The following is a 20,104-nucleotide window of genomic DNA, read 5'->3' as shown; positions in this document are numbered from 1 at the left end:
AGGAAATCTGCCTCCAACTCGCCGCCCGAACCGTGAAATCGCACGTCAAAACCACAGCACTCACAGCAGGAGGGGCAGTATGAAGCCACCATGCCAGTCATCCGTGACCGGGTCCGCCAGGCCCGCGTCAAGAACGCACTGGAACCACCGCTCTACCTCCTCGTCGACCGATGGGCCCCAGGTGGTCCTACGGTGACGCTCTACGGTGAGTCGACAGCCGAGGTGTACCGCGTTTTGCCTGCAGTGAAGTTCGGCGATCCCATTGAGCTGCCGCCGCCGTTCGACCTCACGATCGACACCGGCGAATTCCCAGTTGATTAACGCTCAACCCAACACCGCCGCCACCCCCACCAACACCGGCACCGACACAACGGTCGACAGCAGGATCGACTCGCGGGCCAGGCCCTCGGCCACGCGGTAGCGGCTGGCGTAGGTGAAGAGGTTCTGCGCGGCCGGGAGGGCCGAGGTCACCACCACGTCCAGCAGCGGGGCGCCGCGGAGGTCGAAGACCGTCGTCGCCAGCGCCCACGCCGTCAGCGGCTGGCCCAGGGACTTCAACGCCACGGACAACAGGACCAGTTGACGGTCCCGGCCCCGGCCGGGGGCCGAACTGCCGTGCAGTGACATGCCGAAGGCCAGCAGGGCCGCCGGGACGGACATGCCGCCGATCAGGGTGAGGGGGTTCAGAAGGGGGCTCGGGATCGTCCAGCCCGCCGCCGAGACCGCGACCCCGGACAGCGAGCCCACCGCTATCGGATTCCGCAGCGGCGTCAGCAGGCGCCGCCACAGTGTGCCCTTCTCGCCCATGCCGGACAGGTCCAGGATCGTCAGCGCGACCGGGGTCACCAGGACCACCTGGAAGAGCAGTACCGGCGCCACCAGGGACGCGTCGCCCAGGACGTACGCCGCGATCGGGATACCGAGGTTGCCCGAGTTCACGTAACCGGAGCACAGGGCGCCGATGGTCGTACGGCCCACGCCCCAGCGGCGTACCGTGCCGAGCACGGCGAACGTCCCGGCGACCGCCGCCGTGCTCAGCGCCGTCACCAGCAGGCGAGCCGAGAACAGCACCGACAGGTCGGCGCGCGCGAGGGTCGTGAAGAGGAGCGCGGGGCCCGCCACCGTGAAGGCCAGCCGGGTCAGCACCTCGCCGCCCTGCGCCCCGAGCGTCCCGCGCCGACCGAGCACATAGCCCACCCCGATGACGACCGCGATCACCGCGAACCCGCTCAGCACCCCTGTCACCCGACCAACCCTCCGAGGCGGAGAGGGAACTGGTCAATGTGATCTGTGCCGACGGTGATCCTTACCGATGAGTTCCGCCCGGCCCGCCGGTCTACCGCACGTGGATGCCAAGGAACCCGCCGTGCTCGTGCTGCCCGGCCCCGTCACCCGGGACGAGGTGGCGGCGCTGTGTGCCCAGGTGCGGATGCTGCTGGCGGGCAGGGGGGCCCGTGTCGTCGTGTGCGACGTGGGCGGGCTCGGGCCCCCGGGCCTGGCCGTCGTGGACCTGCTGGCGCGGCTGGAGCTCGCCGCCCGCCGGGCCGGCGGGCAAATCCGGCTGCGGGACCCCGATCCCGCGCTACACGCCCTTCTCGACCTCGTCGGGCTCCGCTTCCAGGTGGAGGGGGAGGCCGAAGATCGGGAACCAGCGCTTGGTGTCGAGGAAGCAGTGGAAACCGGTGATCCGGCCCTCTGACAGCTCCAGCACCTGTACGGCCCAGGGAGCGAAGCCGCCCTTCTCCTCGTCCGGTTTGTAGTGCGCGAACCCCGGCAGGCCGTTGACCTGCACCGGCAGCAGCCGGGAGCCGGCACAGGAGGAACCGAGCGTCGTCATGAAACCGGTGATGTCGGCCGGGCCGCGCAGCCACAGGTCGAACGGCGGCATCGTCATGATGGCGTCCTCGTGCAGCAACGCCGTCAACGCCGTCATGTCATAGCCCTCGAAGGCTTGGACATAGCGCTCCAGCAGTTTCTGCTGCTCCTCGTCGAGAGGATCGGACACCGCGCCCTCGGGGTTCGCGTCCGCGCGCTCCGCGAGCGTGGCCCGCGCCCGCTGCAGCGCGCTGTTGACCGAGGCGACCGAGGTGTCCAGCAGCTCGGCGACCTCGCTCGCCTTCCAGGCCAGCACCTCGCGCAGGATCAGCACCGCCCGCTGCTTGGGGGGCAGTTGCTGGAGGGCCGCCATGAAGGCCAGCCGGACCGACTCCTTGGCCACGGCGGCCTCCGCCGGATCGTCGACCGTGGGCAGCACGCGCGCGTCCGGCATCGGCTCCAGCCAGGTGTGGTCCGGGCGGGGGGAGAGCGCGGCCTGCGCGAGCGGGGTCGACTCCGTCAGGTCCATCGGTCTCGCCCTCTTGTTGCCCGCCGTCAGCATGTCCAGGCACACGTTCGTCGCGATCCGGTACAGCCACGAGCGCAAGCTGGAGCGGCCCTCGAACTTGTCGTAGCTCCGCCAGGCCCGCACCAGGGTGTCCTGCACCGCGTCCTCCGCCTCGAAGGAGGAACCCAGCATCCGGTAGCAGTACCCGGTCAGCTCGGTCCGGTGCTTCTCCAGTGCGACGTCCAGGTCCGCCGTCGCCGTGCTGTCGCCCATCGTCCACCCACCCCTGTGGCCGTTCCCCGCGGCGCTTCCTTGCGCCCCAGCACTTGGAAGCTACCGCAGGGCACTGACAATGGCGTCCGGAGTCGGGAAACGTGCAGGTGAGGGATGGTGCACCGGAGAACCGGCCCCGCGCCCCCCTCCGGGGCGCCTCAGTGCGCGTGGGCCACGACGGTTCGCCGGGCCGCCACGGAACCGAGCACCGTGATGGTGACGACCCCGACGACCGCGAGCAGGCCGACCTCCACCGTGCCGCTCCACCCCGCCGCGTGGAACGCCGTCGCGCCGACCGTGCTGCCGACGCTGGAGCCGATGTAGTACATGGACTGGTACAGCGCCGAGGCCTGGGCGCGGCCCTGGGTGGCCGTCCTGCTGACCGCCGAGGAGGCGACCGCGTGACCGGCGAAGAATCCCGCCGTGATCAGCACCAGGCCCAGCAGGACCAGCGGCAGCACGGGAGCCAGCGACAGCAGCAGGCCCGCGGCGGTCGTACCGCCCGCCAGGTACAGCGCGCCCCGGCGGCCGAGCCGGCCCACCAGCCGGCCCGCCGTGGACGCCGACACCGTACCCACCAGGTAGACCAGGAAGATCGAGCCGATGATGCCCTGCGGCAACCCGAACGGCGCACCCGTCAGCCGGTAGCCGATCACCGTGTACACGCCGCCGAACACCGTCATGAACAGCGCGCCGATCGCGTACAGCCGCCGCAGCAGCGGGTTCGCGAGGTGGTCGCGGACCGTGCCGAGCAGGATCCGGGGCCGCAGCGAACCGGCCGTGAAGTGCCTCGGCGCCGGCAGCAGCAGCCGGAAGGCGACCGCGCACGCGACGGCGATCACGCCGATCACACCGACGGCCACCCGCCAGCCCCACTCCTGGGCCACCCAGCCGGTGATCACCCGGCCGCTCATGCCGCCCACGCTGTTGCCCGCCACGAACAGGCCGATCGCCGTGACCAGCGCCTTCGGCCGGACCTCCTCGGCCAGATAGGCCTGCGCCGAGGCCGGCAGACCGGCCAGCGCCGCACCCTGCACCGCCCGCAGCACCACCAGCACACCGAGCGACGGCGCGAACGGCACCAGCAGCCCCACGGTCACCGCCACGGCCAGCGAGCCCGTCATCACCGCACGGCGGCCGAAGCGCTCGGACAGGGCGCTCATCGGCAGGACGAACAGGGCCAGTCCGCCGGTCGCCGCCGCCACGGTCCAGCTCGCCTCGCTCGCCGCGACCCCGAACTCGCCGGAGATCAGCGGCAGCAGGGCCTGCGTGGAGTACAGAAGAGCGAAGGTCGCCACTCCGGCGAGGAAGAGGGCGAGGCTCATCCGGCGGTAGCCGGGCCCGCCCGGAGTCATAAGGGAGTCGGAGGCGGAGGTGCCGGAGACGGGGACGGTCGCTTCGGCGCCCACGGTGGTGGACGCCCTGGTACTGGCGGGAGACATACCTCGACCGTAGGTAGGCCCGTCTCATCCGTCCAATGCATGGAATCGTCATAATCGTTCCCATGCCGCATCAGCAGAGCTCACAGCCCCGCCTGTCACCGTACAGTGACACAGAAGACATGTCCGCGATGTCGAGGGTGCTGGCGCCCCGCCTCGCATACTTCGCCGGTGTGGCCCGCACCGAGCACGTCACGCGCGCCGCCCACGAGATGAACGTCCCCCAGTCCACCCTCTCCCGCGCGATGGTCCGCCTGGAGCAGGACCTGGGCGTCGACCTGTTCGCCCGGCACGGCCGCACGGTCTCCCTGACCCCCGCCGGCCGCACCTTCCTCACCTCCGTCGAACGCGCCCTCGCCGAGATCGAGCGGGCCGCCGAGGAGGTGCGCGCCGACGCCGACCCGGCCACCGGCAAGGTCGCCTTCGGCTTCCTGCACACCATGGGCGCCGAGACCGTACCCGGCCTTCTGCACGCCTTCCGCGAGGACCACCCGCGCGTCCGCTTCAGCCTGGTCCAGAACTACGGCGAGGCGATGCTGGAACGCCTGCGCGCCGGCGAACTGGACCTCTGCCTCACCTCACCGGTCCCCGACGCCCCCGACCTGGTCGCCCGTCGCGTGGACGAGCAGAAACTCCGGCTGGTCGTCCCCGCCGACCACCGCCTGGCCACCCGCCGCCGCATCCGTCTCGCCGAGGCCGCCGACGAATCATGGGTCACCCTGGAACCCGGCTACGGCCTCCGCCGCATGTTCGACTCCCTGTGCCGAGAGGCCGGTTTCCGCCCGAGGGTCGCCTTCGAGGGGGAGGAGGCGGAGACCCTGAGGGGTTTGGTGGCCGCTGGACTGGGGGTCGCCCTCCTGCCACCGCCGACCGTCCCCAGGCCAGGGGTTGTGGAACTGACGGTCACGGCACCGAGAGCGGTACGGGAGATCGGCGTCGCCTGGCTGGCCGACCGCCCGGACACACCCCCGGTGGCCGCCTTCAAGAAGTTCCTGCTCTCGAGAAGGGGCAACTTGCTGCCAACCTGAGCGGCGCCGGCCCGAAGGGGCTCTATCGCTTCAACGACTTACCGAACCCCGCGGCCAACGGCATCCGAAGCCCGATCGGCGGCGGAGCGGCGAGCGCATCCTCGACAGGGCGGGACACGCAGTGCCCGAACAGCGCCCCCTTCATGAAGTCGACGGCCAGCCAGGCCACTTCGTCCCGATGCCCGTGCAGCCCGTGCCCATCGGAGTGGACTTCGAACCGGCACACCTCCCGGTTCACCTTCTTCGCCCGCGCGGCGAACCGGAACGACAGCTCGGGATCGGTCCGCTCGTCGTTCGTGCCGTGCACGATCAGCACCCGCCGCCCCACGAGCTGCTTCACCGGCTCGGCAGGCGCGGCGACGTCGTCCTCCGGCAGCCAAGGCGCCAGTGCGACAACGGAGTTGACGGCCTCGTGGCCCCCGGCCCGCAGCGCCGCCCGGCCGCCCATGTCCATTCCGACCAGACACACGGGAACATCCCCGTACCGTCGTACGACCTCGTCGGCCGCCCATTCCGCGTCCGCCGCCAGATGCGCCTCGCTGCCGTTCCAGCCCCGGTACCGGTAGTGGACGGTATGGACGGCCAACCCCTCCTCCCGCCCCGCGCGAGCGAACCGTCGGCCCAGCGAGCGCAACGCGGTCGCCGCCCGGACGAGGGATGGCCCGCGGTCGGAGACCTCCTCCCCGCCGGGGAGCAGCACCACCGCTGCGCACACCGCCGTCGGCTCCGGGCCGACTGCCTTTCCGAGCCTGGCCGTTCGGGCCGGCGTCGCTTGCTGTCCCATGGCAGAACAGTGTCAGAAGGAGCGGTGTACGAAACCCGTACGTGGGGTCACCTTTGCGTATCGGCGGAAAAGCGATGTCGCCGATTCCCGGTGCTCTACGCGCGTAGGCGTTACAGTGCGGAAATGACGAGCCAGACCGCACCGACCGGGACGCTTCCGACGCCGGACCAGATCCGCCGGGCGCCCAAGGTTCTGCTGCACGACCATCTCGACGGCGGGCTCCGCCCCGGAACCGTCGTCGGACTCGCCCAGGAGACCGGTTACTCGGAGCTTCCCGAGACCGATCCGGACAAGCTGGGCATCTGGTTCCGCGAGGCCGCCGACTCCGGCTCGCTGGAACGGTATCTGGAGACCTTCAAGCACACCGTCGGCGTGATGCAGACGCGGGAGGCGCTCGTCCGGGTCGCCCGCGAGTGCGCTGAGGACCTCGCGGAGGACGGGGTCGTCTACGCCGAGGTGCGCTACGCCCCCGAGCAGCACCTGGAGCGCGGGCTCACCCTGGAGGAGGTGGTCGAGGCCGTCAACGAGGGGTTCCGGCAGGGCGAGCGGCTCGCCCGGGAGAACGGCCGGCGGATCCGGGTCGGCGCCCTGCTGACCGCCATGCGGCATGCCGCCCGCTCCCTGGAGATCGCCGAACTCGCCAACCGCTACCGGGACTCCGGAGTCGTCGGCTTCGACATCGCGGGCGCCGAGGCCGGCTACCCGCCCACTCGGCACCTGGACGCCTTCGAGTACCTCAAGCGCGAGAACAACCACTTCACCATCCACGCCGGCGAGGCCTTCGGGCTGCCGTCCATCTGGCAGGCGCTGCAGTGGTGCGGCGCCGACCGGCTCGGGCACGGCGTGCGGATCATCGACGACATCGAGATCCACGAGGACGGCTCCGTCAGCCTCGGCCGCCTGGCGTCGTACGTCCGTGACAAGCGAATCCCGCTGGAGCTGTGCCCCAGCTCCAACCTGCAGACCGGGGCGGTGCCCTCCTATGCCGAGCACCCGATCGGGCTGTTGCGCAGGCTGCACTTCCGGGCCACCGTGAACACCGACAACCGGCTGATGTCGCACACCAGCATGAGCCAGGAATTCGAGCATCTCGTCGATGCGTTCGGCTATACGCTCGACGACCTGCAGTGGTTCTCCGTCAATGCGATGAAATCAGCGTTCATTCCTTTCGATGAACGACTCGCCATGATCAATGACGTCGTCAAGCCTGGATATGCAGAACTGAAATCCGAATGGCTGTTCCGGCAGACGGCCTCCACCAGCGGTTCCGCCGATTCGGAGGGCTAGTCGCACCCCGAACTCCGGCACGGAATGCGGACGCGCTTTCACAAGCCGTCCGCATTTCGGTGTTTGCGGCGGGCGGCCCGGCATGTTTACGGTCGTGGACCGCTCGGATCGTTCGTGATCTCCGTCTCCGCATTCAAGGACGCATTCACCATGAAGCAGTCTGCTGCCAAGACCCTCGGTGTCGCCGCCCTCGGTGCCGCCTTCGCCGCCGTCGGCGCGGGCGCGGCCAACGCGGCCCCGGCCGTCCCCGACGCCTCCCAGGCCACCAGGGCCCTGGACTCCGTCACCAGGACGCTGCCGGCCGAGAACGTCTCCAAGGCGCTGCCGGGCGCCACCCAGGCGCTCACCCAGGGGCAGGGTGCCGTAGGTGCCGGGATGGCCGCCGCGCAGCCGGCCGTCCAGAACGTGCTCGCCAAGGGCCCGACCGCGCCGGTCGCCGGGCTGCTCGGCGGGCTGCCGCTGCACAACACGGGCCTGCCCACGCACGGTGTGCCGGTGAACGGGATCCCGCTCGGCTGACGCCGACGCCGACGGTCGTACGACGCCGCTGGGGCGCCCCGGAACTGTCCGGGGGCGCCCCAGCGGCGTTCACGCGTCCTGTCCGCTCTCACCAGGCGGTGCGCGTCTTGTCCTCGGCGGGCAGCAGGATCCACAGCGCTATGTAGAGCAGGAACTGCGGGCCCGGCAGCAGGCAGGAGAGCAGGAAGATCATCCGCATCGTCGTCGCGGAGGTGCCGAAGCGCCGTGCCAGCGCGGCGCACACTCCGCCGATCACGCGGTCGTGGGTGGGGCGGGCAAGGGCGGACATGGCGACTCCTCCGTGGTCGTCGGCTCGCTCGTCGAGCCGGGGTCGGGGCCGCCCCGGTGGCGTCCCTCAACTGTCTTCCACGGTAGGGAGACGAAGCGGGCGAAGCGTCGCTCTACGGGGCGATCCCGACCCTGGGAATCGTCGGGGTACGACCCTGAGGCTGCCCCTCCTGCACGGCGACGGACTGCTCCGCCCCGGCGTCCGGTCGCGTGTCCCGGCGCCGCAGCCGGGCGCGGCCCGCCGGTACGACGGCCAGGTGGGCCAGGGCGACGCCCGCGGTGTTCAGCAGCAGCGAGTCGACGTCCACGACCCTGCCGGGCACGCCGGTCTGCAGCAGGGCTATGCCGGTGGAGACGAGGGCGCCCGCGGCGGTCGTACGGATCAGGGAGGAGAGCGGGGAGCCGGCGAGCCTGCCGTGCGCCATCGGCAGCAGCACGCCCAGCGGGGCGAGCAGGGCCAGGCCCTCGCCGATGCGTCTGGCGGCCTGCGGCCAGCCCAGGGTCAGGTCGGCCCGTATGCCGACGAGCGGGTGCAGGTTGGGGGGCGTCACCCAGGGGACGTTCAGGGGTCGCAGCATCAGCCAGGCGACGAGGGCGAGGTGGGCGACGAGGAGGACACCCCCTGTCACCCGGACATGGATCGCGGCGCTGCCGCCGATGGAGCCTTGACGCTGCACGACCCCCTAGACGCCGAGCCGGTGCCGATCGGTTCCGCGCCGCAACGTTCCGGTCGCCCTGTGCTGTGGAAAGGGGTTTCGCCGCGGGGGTTCCGGTTCGCTGTCGGGTGCGGGCCTGCCGTGGAGGGCGCGACGGCCCGCAGCTACGCGGGTGCGCCTACCGCGCCGCGGCCTCACTGGACGGCGGCTCCACGCTGCCCGGGCGGTCGCGGACGTCGTCGGTGCACTCGTAGCGGCGCAGGGGCCCGGTGTCCGGGCCGCCGAGGATGACCGAGCCGTCGCCCTCGGTCGCCGCCGAGTCGGAGAGGGTGCACACCAGCTGCGCCAGGGCGTAGGAGGTGAGACGGGACGGTGCCGTGCTCAGGTGGAGCGCGTCCTCGGGGTCCTTCGGGCCGGGCCCGCGCACGGTGAGGCCGCCCGGCACGTACGTCGTATAGCCCGCGGAGCGCTCCGCGGCGGACGGGGACGCGGCCAGCTGGTCCAGCAGCCCCTGCGCCACGATCACCCGGCGCCGCGCGTCCGGGGTGCCCTCGGGGACGCGCACCGTCCGGTCGACGGTCACCAGGGACGCGCCGCAGAGCAGGAAGACCTGCACGGGCAGGCCCTGCGCGGACTGCTTGGCCAGGTCCGGACCGGCCAGCGAGCAGGGCACCCGGGACGGCGCCGCCCCGAAGTCGGTCGGAACCTGGGTGGCCCGGATGCCGCAGCCGGAGAGCAGCAGGCCGAGGAGGGGCAGCGCCAGCAGGCCTCGCACGGTCAGGCGTCGTACGGTCATCACCCCTCCTTTCCTGAACTTCCCGAGCTTCCGGAGTTCCCGGAAGCGTCCTTGTCGGTCTTCCCGCCCTCGTCGGTCTCCTCCGTGAGCCGGGAGGCGTCCCGCGGCAGCCGCAGTGTGAACACCGCGCCGCCTTCTGGCGAGTTGGCGGCGGTGATCTCACCGCCGTGGATGTGGGCGTTCTCCATGGCGATGGACAGGCCCAGCCCGCTGCCCTCGGAGCGCGGCCGGGAGGCACTCGCCTTGAAGAAGCGGTCGAAGACGTGGGGGAGCACGTCCTCGGGGATGCCCGGCCCGTGGTCGCGCACCGCGATGACCAGGTCGTCGCCGTCTATGCGCACCGACACCCGCACCGGCGACCCGCCGTGCTTGAGCGCGTTGCCGACCAGGTTGGCGAGGATGACGTCCAGCCGGCGCGGGTCGAGGCGGGCGTGGATGCCGCGCTCGGCGTCCAGGTCGACCGCGTCCAGCCAGGCCCGGGCGTCGATGCAGGCGGTGATCTGGTCGGCGATGTCGACGTCGTCCAGGACCAGCCGGGCGGTGCCCGCGTCGAAGCGGGTGACCTCCATCAGGTTCTCGACCAGGTCGTTCAGCCGCCGGGTCTCGCTCACCACCAGCCGGACCGCGGGCTCGATCATCGGGTCGATGCCGCCGGCCTCGGACTCCAGCTCCTCCTCCAGCACCTCCGTCACGGCGGTGATGGCGGTCAGCGGCGTCCGCAGCTCATGGCTCATGTCGGCGACGAAGCGACGCGAGGCATCATCCCGCGCGGCCATCTCCGCGACCCGCTTCTCCAGCGCCTCTGCGGCGTTGTTGAACGTCCGGGAGAGATCGGCGAGTTCGTCGGTCCCCGACACCCGCAGCCGCGTGTCCAGCTTGCCCTCGCCGAGCCGCCGGGCGGCGACGCCCAGCCGGTGCACCGGCTTCAGCACGGTCGTGGCCGCGGCCTGCGCGAGCAGCGCGGCGCCGATCAGCGCGAGCCCGGTGGCGATGCCCAGCGACCAGGCCAGCGAGTTGAGGTCCTTCGCCTCCGGCTCCAGCGACTTGGCCATGTAGCCCGTGGGCCCGCCGCCGATCACCCGCGAACCGGCCACCAGATACGGCGTGCCGTGGTCCACGACCCGCTGCCAGTACAGGTGGTACGGCTCCTTGTTGGCGTCGGTCACCTGCTGCTGCTTGTACACCGCCGCGCGCAGCGACTTGGGCACGTCCTCCAGCGAGAAGCCGTTGATGCCGCCCGAGTTGCCGTACACCGTCTTGCCATCGGCGTCCTGGGCGACCAGCAGCACGCTGAAGTGCTGGCTGCTCGCGGCCATCTGGCCCGCCGCGCGCTGCAGTTCGTCCTGCGTGGGATGCGCCGGCAGCGCGCCCGCGCGGTTCTGCATCTCCTGCCGGAAGTCGCGCAGCACCGCGTCCTGGGCGCGGGTGAGCACCGCCTCCCGGTTCAGCCAGTAGGCGATGCCGGACGCCGAGACGGCGGCCGTCAGCGCCACCAGCGCGAAGACGACGACCAGGCGCAGCCTGAGGCTGGTGAACCTGAGCCGCGACAGACTTCCCGTGCGCCCCGCGGCCCAGCCTCGAAGCCCCCCTTGCGTGTCGGTCACTGAGGCGCGTCCAGGCGGTAGCCGACACCACGTACGGTACGGATCAGCGTCGGGGACGACGGCACGTCCTCGACCTTCGCGCGCAGCCGCTGCACACAGGCGTCCACGAGCCGCGAGTCACCGAGGTAGTCGTGCTCCCACACCAGCCGCAGCAGCTGCTGCCGGGACAGCGCCTGACCGGGCCGCCGGCTCAGCTCCAGCAGCAGTCTGAGCTCGGTCGGGGTCAGCTGCAGATCCTCGCCGTTCTTCGTCACGGTCATCGCCGACCGGTCGATGACGAGGCTGCCGAACGTCGCCGAGTCGCTGGACTCGCGCTCCCCGCGCCGCAGCACCGCCCGGATCCGGGCGTCCAGCACCCGGCCCTGCACCGGCTTCACGACATAGTCGTCGGCGCCGGACTCCAGCCCGACCACCACGTCGATGTCGTCACTCCGCGCGGTCAGCAGGATGATCGGCAGCTGGTCGGTGCGCCGGATGCGACGGCACACCTCGAAGCCGTCGATGCCGGGCAGCATCACGTCCAGCACGATCAGGTCCGGCCGCTGCTCGCGCAGCAGCTTCAGACCGTCCTCACCGCTGGCAGCGGTCGCCACCCGGTGTCCCTGGCGCGTCAGGGAGAGCTCCAGGGCCGTACGGATGGCGTCGTCGTCCTCGATCAGCAACAGGGAAGGCACGGGCTCATTCTGGCCCATGGACGGGCTGTCGTACGACCCGCCGACACCAGGCCTTCCCTACCGCCACTACCTGTGCACTTCCTGTGACGACGCCGGGCCGGGCCCCTGTGACAGGTCTGTGACAGTCGGCGGACACGGCCATGAAGTGGCCCCGGCAGTCTTTTGGGCACGGGCAGGGCGGGACAGACCAGCCGGCCCGGCGAGACCGAACCACCGGAAGTCCACCACGGGGAGCGCGAGATGAACACGCTGCACAGCATCAGCACCAGCGCCGTAATCACGCGTCTGCACGACGTGCACCGGGGTTCCGAGAAGTCCGGTGCCGTGAGCGGGCGGGGGTGCGCTCGCGGCACCGGGCGTCAGCACACCGCCTACATGACGGTGGTCGACGCACAGACGGGGGACACGCACGGGGGATCCGCGTACGGGGAGGACTCGGGGGAGCAGCGCCGTTCGCTGACGGAGGCGGAGTTCACCGCCTACGTCCAGGAGCGCCGTGCCTCCCTGTACGCCACCGCCTACCACCTGACCGGCGACCGCTTCGAGGCCGAGGACCTGCTGCAGAGCGCGCTGTTCTCTACGTACAAGGCGTGGGACCGGATCAGCGACAAGGCCGCGGTCGGCGGATACCTCCGCCGCACCATGACCAACCTGCACATCAGCGCCTGGCGGCGCCGCAAGCTCAACGAGTACCCGACCGAGGAACTGCCGGAGACGCCCTCCGACACGGACGCGATGCGCGGCACTGAGCTGCGCGCGGTCCTGTGGCAGGCGCTGGCCCGGCTGCCCGAGCTCCAGCGCACCATGCTGGTCCTGCGCTACTACGAGGGCCGTACGGACCCGGAGATCGCGGAGATCCTCGACATCAGTGTCGGCACGGTGAAGTCCAGCATCTGGCGCTCGCTGCGCCGGCTGCGCGAGGACGAGGTCCTCAGCTTCGGCCGTGACGAGGAGAACGCCTTCGGCGAACTGGTCGCCTGAGGGTCAGGGGTCACTGGGGGGTGACCCACGGGGGAAGCACGGGGGAAAACGGAGGGGGAAACGGGGGAGGAACCACGGGGGAAACGGGGGAGCACGAGAAGCGGGACTGGAGGGCCGGGGGGCCAGTCCAGTCCCGTTTCCGTTTTCCGTACGGCGCTCAGGTTCCGTTTTCCGTACGGCGCTCAGGCCACCGTCTTGCGTACGGGTCCTACGCCACCGTCCGCTGCCGCGCCTGCCGCCCCGCCGCCGCTGCCGCGAGCCGTCCCAGCGCCTCGTCCCGATCACAGGGATGCGCGCCGAGGGACACCTGGCGGGCGACGATCGACCGCTCGGCGCGCATCAGCCGCCAGCCTCGGCGCAGCAGGAACGGCACCGACTTGCGCCCCTCCTTCAGGTCCCGCAGGAACCGCCGGCGGAAGGTGACGACCGGTCCGCGGCTCAGGCACAGTGCGTCCGCGAGCACGCCCAGCTCCCGGCAGCGCTCGACGATCTCCGCCGCGAAGATGCCCTCCGCGATGAACAGCGGGGTACGTCCGATGCGCAGCGTCTCCTCGCCGGTACGGGCGCTCTGCGCGATGTCGTACACCGGCACCGGCGTCGAACCGGCGGCACACAGCCGGGTGATGGCCCCGACGGCGACATCCGCGTCCCACGACTCGGGATGATCCCAGTCGATGTCCGAACTCCCCTCCACCAAGGGCAGAGTCGGGTCGTCACCCTCCTTGTAGAAGTCGTCCAGGCGCAGGACGGGGAGCCCGGAACGGGCGGCGACGAGTGACTTGCCCGAGCCCGAGGGGCCGCACAGCAGCACGACGCGGGCGGGTGACGGGGGATGAATGCTCACGGAACACCAGTTTGACGTATGGCGGCGCGCCTGCCGACCCCGCGGGTCGGCTTTTGAGCGTGACTCCCGCCTCAACTACCCTACGTGCCGACACCATTACCCTGCGCACCAGAAGGCGGCACCAGCGATGGCCCGACACATCTCCCCTCAGCACCCCGTCGCACAGCGCGCCCTGATCGCCCTCGCGACCGCGGGAGCGGCCCTGGGCGCGGGCGCGGCGACGGCCTACGCGGACACGGCCGCCCCGGTCGCGGAGGTGCCGTGGCGACCGACCTCGCTCGGTCACATCGACCCGAAGGCGGGCCTCGCGGCCCTCACCGGCTCGGTCGGCCATGTCACGGGCCCGGTGTCCGGCCTCAAGCCCAACCCCCTGGCGGGCACGGGCGTGGACCCCCTGAACAACGGGGTGGGCACCCAACTGGCCGACTTCAAGCCGGCCACGTCACAAATGCTGACGGCACCGGTGGCCGAGGCCCAGTCACTGGGGGCGGTACCGGTGGTGGGCCAGGCCCTTGGAGCACTGGGTCACTGAGGCGCCCCGTCAGGGGCGCGGGGAACTGCGCGACAAGCCACAGACGACCCGCGGCCGGCGTACGACAGCAGTTCCCCGCCCGCACCCTGTCAGTAAGAAGACCCCGACGCGCCCAACGACCCCGTCGGATGCCACACCGTCTTCGTCTCCAGGAACGCCGTCATCCGCTCGATCCCGGGCGTCTCGACATAATCCACAACCTGTGGACGAAGAACCCGCTTCAGATTGTCGGCGGCGGCAACCTCCAGCTCCTTCGCCAGTGCCTCGTCCGCGCCCGCGAGGTCGATCGCGTTGACGTCCTGGTGCGCGGCGAGCGGCGTCGCGATCTCCGCCGTACGGCCGGAGAGGATGTTCACCACACCGCCCGGCACGTCGGAGGTGGCCAGCACCTCGGCCAGGGACAGCGCGGGCAGTGGGGCCTTCTCGGAGGCGATCACGACCGCCGTGTTACCGGTGGCGATCACCGGCGCGAGCACCGACACCAGGCCCAGGAACGACGACTCCTGCGGGGCCACGACGGCCACCACGCCGGTCGGCTCCGGAGAGGAGAGGTTGAAGAACGGCCCGGCGACGGGGTTCGCGCCGCCGATCACCTGGGCGATCTTGTCGGTCCAGCCGGCGTACCAGACCCAGCGGTCGACGGCCGCGTCGACGACGCCCGTCGCCTTCGCCTTGGACAGGCCCTCCGCGTCCGCCACCTCGCGCACGAACTGCTCGCGTCGGCCCTCCAGCATCTCCGCGATGCGGTAGAGGATCTGGCCGCGGTTGTACGCCGTCGCGCCGGACCAGCCGCCGAACGCCTTGCGGGCCGCGACCACCGCGTCACGGGCGTCCTTACGGCTGGACTGCGGAGCGTTGGCCAGCCAGTTGCCCTTCGAGTCCGTCACCTCGTACACCCGGCCGCTCTCGGAACGCGGGAACTTCCCGCCGACGTACAGCTTGTAGGTCTTGAAGACAGACAGTCGGTCAGACATCGAGGTACGCCTCCAGGCCGTGGCGGCCGCCCTCGCGGCCGAAGCCCGACTCCTTGTAGCCGCCGAACGGCGAGGTCGGGTCGAACTTGTTGAACGTGTTGGACCAGATCACGCCCGCGCGGAGCTTGCTCGCGACCGCCAGGATGCGCGAGCCCTTCTCGGTCCAGATGCCCGCCGACAGGCCGTACTGCGTGTTGTTGGCCTTGGCGACCGCCTCGTCCGGGGTGCGGAAGGTGAGGACCGACAGCACCGGGCCGAAGATCTCGTCGCGGGCGATGGTGTGCGCCTGGGTGACGTTCGTGAAGAGCGTCGGGGCGAACCAGTAGCCGGACGCCGGCAGTTCGCAGGCCGGGGACCAGCGCTCGGCGCCCTCCGCCTCGCCCCGGTCGGCGAGCGCGGTGATCCGGGCCAGCTGCTCGGCGGAGTTGATCGCGCCGATGTCGGTGTTCTTGTCCAGCGGGTCGCCGAGGCGGAGCGTGGACAGCCTGCGCTTGAGGGACTCCAGCAGCTCGTCCTGGATCGACTCCTGGACCAGTAGCCGCGACCCCGCGCAGCAGACCTGGCCCTGGTTGAAGAAGATGCCGGTCACGATGCCCTCGACGGCCTGGTCGATCGGGGCGTCGTCGAAGACGATGTTGGCGCCCTTGCCGCCCAGTTCGAGCGTGAGCTTCTTGCGCGTGCCGGCGACGGTCCGCGCGATCTCCTTGCCCACGGCCGTCGATCCCGTGAAGGCGACCTTGTTGACGTCCGGGTGCGCGACGAGCGCGGCGCCGGTGTCGCCGTAGCCCGGGAGGATGTTGACGACACCCTTGGGCAGGCCGGCCTGGCGGCAGATGTCAGCGAAGAACAGCGCGCTCAGCGGCGTGGTCTCGGCCGGCTTCAGGACGACCGTGTTGCCGGTGGCCAGCGCCGGGGCGATCTTCCAGGCCAGCATCAGCAGCGGGAAGTTCCAGGGGATGACCTGGCCGGCGACGCCGAGCGCCTGCGGGTTCGGGCCGAAGCCGGCGTGGTCGAGCTTGTCGGCCCAGCCGGCGTAGTAGAAAAAGTGGGCCGCCACCAGGGGCAGGTCTGCGTCCCGCGTCTCCTTGATCGGCTTGCCGTTGTCCAGCGTCTCCAGGACGGCCAGCTCGCGGCTGCGCTCCTGGATGATCCGGGCGATGCGGAACAGGTACTTCGCGCGCTCGGAGCCGGGCAGCGCCGACCACTTCTCGAAGGCCTTGCGGGCGGCCTTGACGGCACGGTCGACGTCCTCGGCGCCGGCCTGGGCGACCTCCGACAGCACCTCCTCGGTGCTGGGGCTGATCGTCTTGAAGACCTTGCCGTCGGCCGCGTCCACGAACTCGCCGTCGATGAACAGGCCGTAGGAAGGGGCGATGTCGACGACGGAGCGGGACTCGGGCGCGGGTGCGTACTCAAAAACCATGATCGATCAGTCCACCGTCACGTAGTCGGGGCCGGAGTAGCGGCCGGTGGCCAGCTTCTGGCGCTGCATCAGCAGGTCGTTCAGCAGCGAGGAGGCGCCGAAGCGGAACCAGTGGTTGTCCAGCCAGTCCTCGCCCGCGGTCTCGTTGACCAGGACGAGGAACTTGATCGCGTCCTTGCTGGTGCGGATGCCGCCGGCGGGCTTCACGCCGACCTGGACGCCGGTCTGGGCGCGGAAGTCCCGTACGGCCTCCAGCATGAGGAGGGTGTTGGCGGGCGTCGCGTTCACCGCCACTTTGCCCGTCGAGGTCTTGATGAAGTCGGCGCCCGCGAGCATGCCGAGCCAGGAGGCGCGGCGGATGTTGTCGTACGTCGACAGCTCGCCGGTCTCGAAGATGACCTTCAGCTGGGCGCTGTCGCCACAGGCCTGCTTCACGGCGACGATCTCGTCGTACACCTTCAGGTACTTGCCGGCGAGGAACGCGCCCCGGTCGATGACCATGTCGATCTCGTCGGCGCCGGCGGCGACGGCCTCGCGGACGTCGGCCAGCTTCACGTCGAGGGCGGCACGGCCGGCCGGGAACGCGGTGGCTACCGAGGCGACCTTCACGCCGGAGCCGGCGACGGCCTCCTTGGCGACGGCCACCATGTCCGGGTAGACGCAGACCGCGGCGGTCGTCGGGGTCGTACGGTCCGTGGGGTCGGGGTGGACCGCCTTGGCGCCGAGTGCCCGGACCTTGCCCGGGGTGTCCGCGCCTTCCAGCGTCGTCAGGTCGACCATCGAGATGGCGAGGTCGATGGCGTACGCCTTCGCGGTGGTCTTGATGGAACGGGTGCCGAGAGACGCGGCTCGCGCCTCCAGGCCGACCGCGTCGACGCCGGGCAGCCCGTGCAGGAAGCGGCGGAGCGTGCTGTCGGACGCGGTGACGTCAGCGATGGGGGTACCGCCCACGCGTTCAGCTGTGGGGGACTGTGCTGGGGGTGCAGTGGTGGGCATGGTCACCAGACGAGCATATCTACGCGCGTAGCAGCTGTACAGCCCCGGCGCTCGTCTCCCGCCCGAAGATCACAGCTGAGCGCCGGTTCCGGGGCGCGTGGCGGCAGTGCCGACGGTGTCATGCAGACTTGGCCCATGACCACCCCCGACCACCAGTCACCCGCGCCACAGCCCCCGGTCCCCACCGCCAGGGACCGGGTCTACCGCTCGCCCTCGGCGCTCGTGGGCGGCGTGCTGCTGCTCGTCGTCGTCGGCTGGCTCGGCTTCGACGCGCTGTTCCAGGGCCATGGCCGCACGCCGTGGCTCGCGCTCGCCGCGATGATCCTGCTCGTTCCGCTGGTGATCGCCTTCACGCTCCGGCCGGCGGTCTTCGCGGGCGAGGACCGGATGCGGGTGCGCAACCCGTTCCGGGCGATCGGCCTGCCCTGGGGCCAGGTCGCCTCGCTGCGCTCTGGCTTCTCCAACGAGGTCGTCGCGAAGTCCGGCGGCAAGTACCAGCTCTGGGCGATCCCCGTCTCGCTGCGGGCCCGCAAGAAGGCGGAGATGCGCAAGTCCCGGGCAGCGGCGGAGGCGGCGCGCGGAGGGGAGCCGGCGCGCCGGAACCTCGGATTCGGCGGCATGGGTGGCTTCGGAGCCCCCGGCGGCGCCGGCCTGGGATCCGGGTCGACCCGCGCGGAGTCCGACCAGGTCATGGACGACCTGCGGGAACTGCTGGACCGGCGCGGCGAGGCGGAGCCGGCGCAGGGGGAGGTCACCGTGCGCTGGGCGTACGAGGTGATCGCGCCCGCGCTGGCGGGTGCGGTGCTGCTGCTGATTCTGCTGGTCACCGGGTGAGGTTCTCCGGGGCCTCGTGGCGGGGATGATCGGGACCCTGGTCGCAGGGACGGGCCGGCGTCAGCGGGGGGTCACCGAGCTGCAGCGTTGGCTGTGAAACATGCGTGAGCCGCCGCCGCCGTTCGTCCTGGACGGATGAAATCTGCGACGGAAGTCCACGGGGATGTCCAGCGCGAAGAAGTTCTTTCCGTTCCCGGTCCGCGCGCGCAGGCGGATCCGGTGCTCGGCCACCGGAACCGTCTCGGGAAGCCGCAGGATCCACGCCTGCTTCCAAGGCCCGGCGGGGGGCCTGGGGTCCCCCGACAGTGTCGTGCCCATGCGGGCCAGCAGATCGGGCAGCGGATACCAGCGGTCCAGCATCTTCACCGGACCGAACTTCATGATCACATTGCAGGTGACCCGGGTCAGGTCGACGGCCTCCTTCAGATGACCGTCCATCTCGCAGCGGACCTGGTGCCCGAGCCATGGCAGCGCGGGGGTCAGCGTGATGGTGAGGAGGTCCAGGACGTAGGTGTCGTCGCTGATGTCCTCCACCGTGTCCACACTCATCTCACTCACCTCGCGGTGTCACGAATACGGCTGCTCCTGGGCCGCGCCCCCGGTCCCGCCCAGGGAAAGGGGGCAGCGGCCCTCGGCATGCGTCTTGTGCCGCTACCTCACCCGTTCGGCGGTGGGAAACGGCGGGAAGGAAGCCGACGGCCGTGGTGTCGGGACAGGCACCGACGGACGGCGCCCGGGCGGACAGCACCGGGCGGTTCGGCCGTGGACGAAAGGACGGCCGCCCGGACACCCGGCGTGTGGCGCCCGGTGTCCGGTCCTGGCGGGATGCGCCCGGCGTGTCGGCCGTCCGACAATGGTCAGAACCGGTGCTCCGGCCCGATTCCGGCGGGCCGGAGCACCGCATGCGCACCCGACGTCGGACTAGTCCCAGTCCCCGTCGAAGTGCCGGACCACGCGGAAGCTGGCCACCACGCCGTCCTTGATGTGGATGCCGTCGACGTGCCCGACGTGCACGCCTTCCGCGGAGCTGCGGGGCCCGACGGTGGCGACGGGGGCGCCGTTGTCGCAGACCACCCCGCGGAAGACCTCGACGGTCTCGTGGCTGTCGTTGCGGATGTTCAGGCTCCTCGCGCCCAGGCCGCTGATCACGGTGACGCAGTCGCCGGGGTGGGCGGAGTACGAGCGCTCGTTGATCTCGATCCGGCCCCAGTCCTCGTGGCCCCAGCCCCCCGGCCCCCAGCCCCCCGGGCCCCTGCCTCCGTTCCCGCCCTCGTTGCCCTTGCCCTGTCCGGATTCGCCGCCGAAGGGAGCCGTGGCGGGATCGGCCGGAGCGGACTGGGGTGCAGGGGCCGACTGGGGCGCCGTGGCGGAGGCCGCCGAGGCGTAGGTGATTCCGGACGCGGCCAGAGCAGACACGGTCGCGATACCAGCGGTGACGACGGTGGAACGGGGGAGCTTCATAGCGCTTCTCCTGTCTCCGGTTTCACAGATACCGGCCCGTCAGCCGGCTCGTGAGTAAAAGTACCCATACCGGTCATACCAGTCATATAAGACAACAAGAATGAGGGGCCGATAGAGGTATTTTTGGCGCCCCATGCCGCCCCCTGGGGTCGTCGTCGGCTCATCAAGTAGACGTAATTAAAAGCAGATTGACCGACTATTAGCCCTTATGAAGTATCTTCTGACGCTCGCTCACTTCCGTCGTGTCGCGGAGTGCCGCCGCGTGTCGCTGCCGCCGCGGAGGCGGGTCGTGTTAGTACTGCAACCGCATCTGGGTGACGATCAACGTCGTGTGTCGTTGATGTGACTGTGTGCTGATGCGCTGACGGTCGAACAGGTTGAGTCGTGG

Annotated in this window: 22 protein-coding genes and 1 pseudogene; 8 read left to right on the top strand and 15 right to left on the bottom strand. The window is 70.8% G+C overall.

Annotated elements, in window-relative coordinates:
• Positions 1–147: 147 nt before the first annotated feature.
• Positions 148–321 (top strand): annotated as a pseudogene (locus AB0M27_RS40815) (Uma2 family endonuclease); the annotation flags it as partial.
• A 3-nt stretch (positions 322–324) separates the two neighbouring features.
• On the opposite strand, the gene AB0M27_RS40810 reads toward AB0M27_RS40815, so the two are convergent.
• Positions 325–1,245 carry an AEC family transporter gene (locus AB0M27_RS40810; RefSeq protein WP_365730062.1) on the bottom strand — a complete coding sequence of 307 codons (921 nt, stop codon included), beginning with the start codon at positions 1,243–1,245 and terminating at the stop codon, positions 325–327.
• A 67-nt stretch (positions 1,246–1,312) separates the two neighbouring features.
• Here AB0M27_RS40810 and AB0M27_RS40805 point away from each other — a divergent pair, with 67 nt between their 5' ends.
• A complete protein-coding gene (locus AB0M27_RS40805) occupies positions 1,313–1,699 on the top strand; it encodes an STAS domain-containing protein (protein ID WP_365730060.1) in 387 nt (128 codons plus the stop codon).
• Here the strand turns inward: AB0M27_RS40805 and AB0M27_RS40800 are convergent.
• Positions 1,583–2,596, bottom strand: coding sequence for a sigma-70 family RNA polymerase sigma factor (locus AB0M27_RS40800; protein WP_365730058.1), 1,014 nt, complete (start codon positions 2,594–2,596; stop codon positions 1,583–1,585). The genes AB0M27_RS40805 and AB0M27_RS40800 overlap by 117 nt on opposite strands.
• A 158-nt stretch (positions 2,597–2,754) precedes the next feature.
• On the bottom strand, positions 2,755–4,038 hold the full coding sequence (locus AB0M27_RS40795) for an MFS transporter (RefSeq protein ID WP_365730056.1): 1,284 nt from the start codon (positions 4,036–4,038) through the stop codon (positions 2,755–2,757).
• Positions 4,039–4,100: 62 nt separating this feature from the next.
• On the opposite strand from AB0M27_RS40795, the gene AB0M27_RS40790 reads away from it, so the two are divergent.
• A complete protein-coding gene (locus AB0M27_RS40790; RefSeq protein ID WP_365730054.1) occupies positions 4,101–5,063 on the top strand; it encodes a LysR family transcriptional regulator in 963 nt (320 codons plus the stop codon).
• Positions 5,064–5,085: 22 nt separating this feature from the next.
• Here AB0M27_RS40790 and AB0M27_RS40785 read toward each other — a convergent pair whose 3' ends face one another.
• Positions 5,086–5,847, bottom strand: a complete 762-nt coding sequence (locus tag AB0M27_RS40785; RefSeq protein ID WP_365730052.1) for a prolyl oligopeptidase family serine peptidase — start codon at positions 5,845–5,847, stop codon at positions 5,086–5,088.
• Between the two features lie 123 nt (positions 5,848–5,970).
• Here AB0M27_RS40785 and AB0M27_RS40780 point away from each other — a divergent pair, with 123 nt between their 5' ends.
• Both AB0M27_RS40780 and AB0M27_RS40775 read left to right on the top strand, forming a co-directional pair.
• Positions 5,971–7,134 (top strand): adenosine deaminase, encoded by a 1,164-nt coding sequence (locus tag AB0M27_RS40780; RefSeq protein ID WP_365730051.1) that lies wholly within the window; start codon positions 5,971–5,973, stop codon positions 7,132–7,134.
• A gap of 150 nt (positions 7,135–7,284) precedes the next feature.
• Positions 7,285–7,653 (top strand): ATP-binding protein, encoded by a 369-nt coding sequence (locus AB0M27_RS40775; protein WP_365730049.1) that lies wholly within the window; start codon positions 7,285–7,287, stop codon positions 7,651–7,653.
• A gap of 88 nt (positions 7,654–7,741) precedes the next feature.
• Here AB0M27_RS40775 and AB0M27_RS40770 read toward each other — a convergent pair whose 3' ends face one another.
• From AB0M27_RS40770 to afsQ1, 5 genes are all read right to left on the bottom strand, one after another.
• On the bottom strand, positions 7,742–7,942 hold the full coding sequence (locus tag AB0M27_RS40770; protein ID WP_365730047.1) for a PspC domain-containing protein: 201 nt from the start codon (positions 7,940–7,942) through the stop codon (positions 7,742–7,744).
• Positions 7,943–8,054: 112 nt separating this feature from the next.
• Positions 8,055–8,618, bottom strand: coding sequence for a VanZ family protein (locus AB0M27_RS40765; protein WP_365730045.1), 564 nt, complete (start codon positions 8,616–8,618; stop codon positions 8,055–8,057).
• A gap of 157 nt (positions 8,619–8,775) precedes the next feature.
• On the bottom strand, positions 8,776–9,393 hold the full coding sequence (locus tag AB0M27_RS40760) for a hypothetical protein (RefSeq protein WP_365730043.1): 618 nt from the start codon (positions 9,391–9,393) through the stop codon (positions 8,776–8,778).
• A complete protein-coding gene (locus tag AB0M27_RS40755; RefSeq protein WP_365730041.1) occupies positions 9,393–10,997 on the bottom strand; it encodes a HAMP domain-containing sensor histidine kinase in 1,605 nt (534 codons plus the stop codon). Before AB0M27_RS40755 ends, AB0M27_RS40760 begins: the two co-directional genes overlap by 1 nt.
• Positions 10,994–11,671, bottom strand: coding sequence for a two-component system response regulator AfsQ1 (gene afsQ1 / locus AB0M27_RS40750; RefSeq protein WP_031024517.1), 678 nt, complete (start codon positions 11,669–11,671; stop codon positions 10,994–10,996). The genes AB0M27_RS40755 and afsQ1 overlap by 4 nt, the downstream gene beginning before the upstream one ends.
• A 240-nt stretch (positions 11,672–11,911) precedes the next feature.
• Between afsQ1 and AB0M27_RS40745 the strand changes: the two genes are divergently transcribed.
• A complete protein-coding gene (locus AB0M27_RS40745) occupies positions 11,912–12,652 on the top strand; it encodes a SigE family RNA polymerase sigma factor (RefSeq protein WP_365730039.1) in 741 nt (246 codons plus the stop codon).
• A 208-nt stretch (positions 12,653–12,860) separates the two neighbouring features.
• Here AB0M27_RS40745 and AB0M27_RS40740 read toward each other — a convergent pair whose 3' ends face one another.
• A complete protein-coding gene (locus AB0M27_RS40740; RefSeq protein ID WP_365730067.1) occupies positions 12,861–13,463 on the bottom strand; it encodes a uridine kinase in 603 nt (200 codons plus the stop codon).
• Between the two features lie 160 nt (positions 13,464–13,623).
• On the opposite strand from AB0M27_RS40740, the gene AB0M27_RS40735 reads away from it, so the two are divergent.
• Positions 13,624–14,028, top strand: a complete 405-nt coding sequence (locus AB0M27_RS40735) for a hypothetical protein (protein ID WP_365730037.1) — start codon at positions 13,624–13,626, stop codon at positions 14,026–14,028.
• Positions 14,029–14,117: 89 nt separating this feature from the next.
• On the opposite strand, the gene AB0M27_RS40730 is transcribed toward AB0M27_RS40735, so the two are convergent.
• The 3 genes from AB0M27_RS40730 to deoC are packed head-to-tail and all read right to left on the bottom strand — an operon-like array spanning position 14,118 to position 17,421.
• Complete coding sequence (locus tag AB0M27_RS40730) at positions 14,118–15,002, bottom strand: aldehyde dehydrogenase family protein (protein WP_365730035.1); 885 nt, start codon at positions 15,000–15,002, stop codon at positions 14,118–14,120.
• Positions 14,995–16,425: an aldehyde dehydrogenase family protein gene (locus AB0M27_RS40725; RefSeq protein ID WP_365730033.1), complete on the bottom strand. Its 1,431-nt coding sequence runs from the start codon at positions 16,423–16,425 to the stop codon at positions 14,995–14,997. The genes AB0M27_RS40730 and AB0M27_RS40725 overlap by 8 nt, the downstream gene beginning before the upstream one ends.
• A 6-nt stretch (positions 16,426–16,431) precedes the next feature.
• Positions 16,432–17,421: a deoxyribose-phosphate aldolase gene (gene deoC, locus AB0M27_RS40720; RefSeq protein WP_365730065.1), complete on the bottom strand. Its 990-nt coding sequence runs from the start codon at positions 17,419–17,421 to the stop codon at positions 16,432–16,434.
• A gap of 135 nt (positions 17,422–17,556) precedes the next feature.
• Between deoC and AB0M27_RS40715 the strand changes: the two genes are divergently transcribed.
• A complete protein-coding gene (locus AB0M27_RS40715; RefSeq protein ID WP_365730031.1) occupies positions 17,557–18,255 on the top strand; it encodes a PH domain-containing protein in 699 nt (232 codons plus the stop codon).
• A 60-nt stretch (positions 18,256–18,315) separates the two neighbouring features.
• On the opposite strand, the gene AB0M27_RS40710 is transcribed toward AB0M27_RS40715, so the two are convergent.
• Both AB0M27_RS40710 and AB0M27_RS40705 read right to left on the bottom strand, forming a co-directional pair.
• Positions 18,316–18,804: a hypothetical protein gene (locus tag AB0M27_RS40710; protein WP_365730029.1), complete on the bottom strand. Its 489-nt coding sequence runs from the start codon at positions 18,802–18,804 to the stop codon at positions 18,316–18,318.
• Positions 18,805–19,176: 372 nt separating this feature from the next.
• Positions 19,177–19,716 carry a hypothetical protein gene (locus AB0M27_RS40705; protein WP_365730028.1) on the bottom strand — a complete coding sequence of 180 codons (540 nt, stop codon included), beginning with the start codon at positions 19,714–19,716 and terminating at the stop codon, positions 19,177–19,179.
• Positions 19,717–20,104: the final 388 nt, after the last annotated feature.

The sequence above is a fragment of the Streptomyces sp. NPDC052107 genome, assembly GCF_040680215.1.
Classification (GTDB): Bacteria; Actinomycetota; Actinomycetes; order Streptomycetales; family Streptomycetaceae; genus Streptomyces.
The sequence above is the reverse complement of the archived record's forward strand: the minus strand, read 5'-3'. Positions and strand labels throughout refer to the sequence as shown.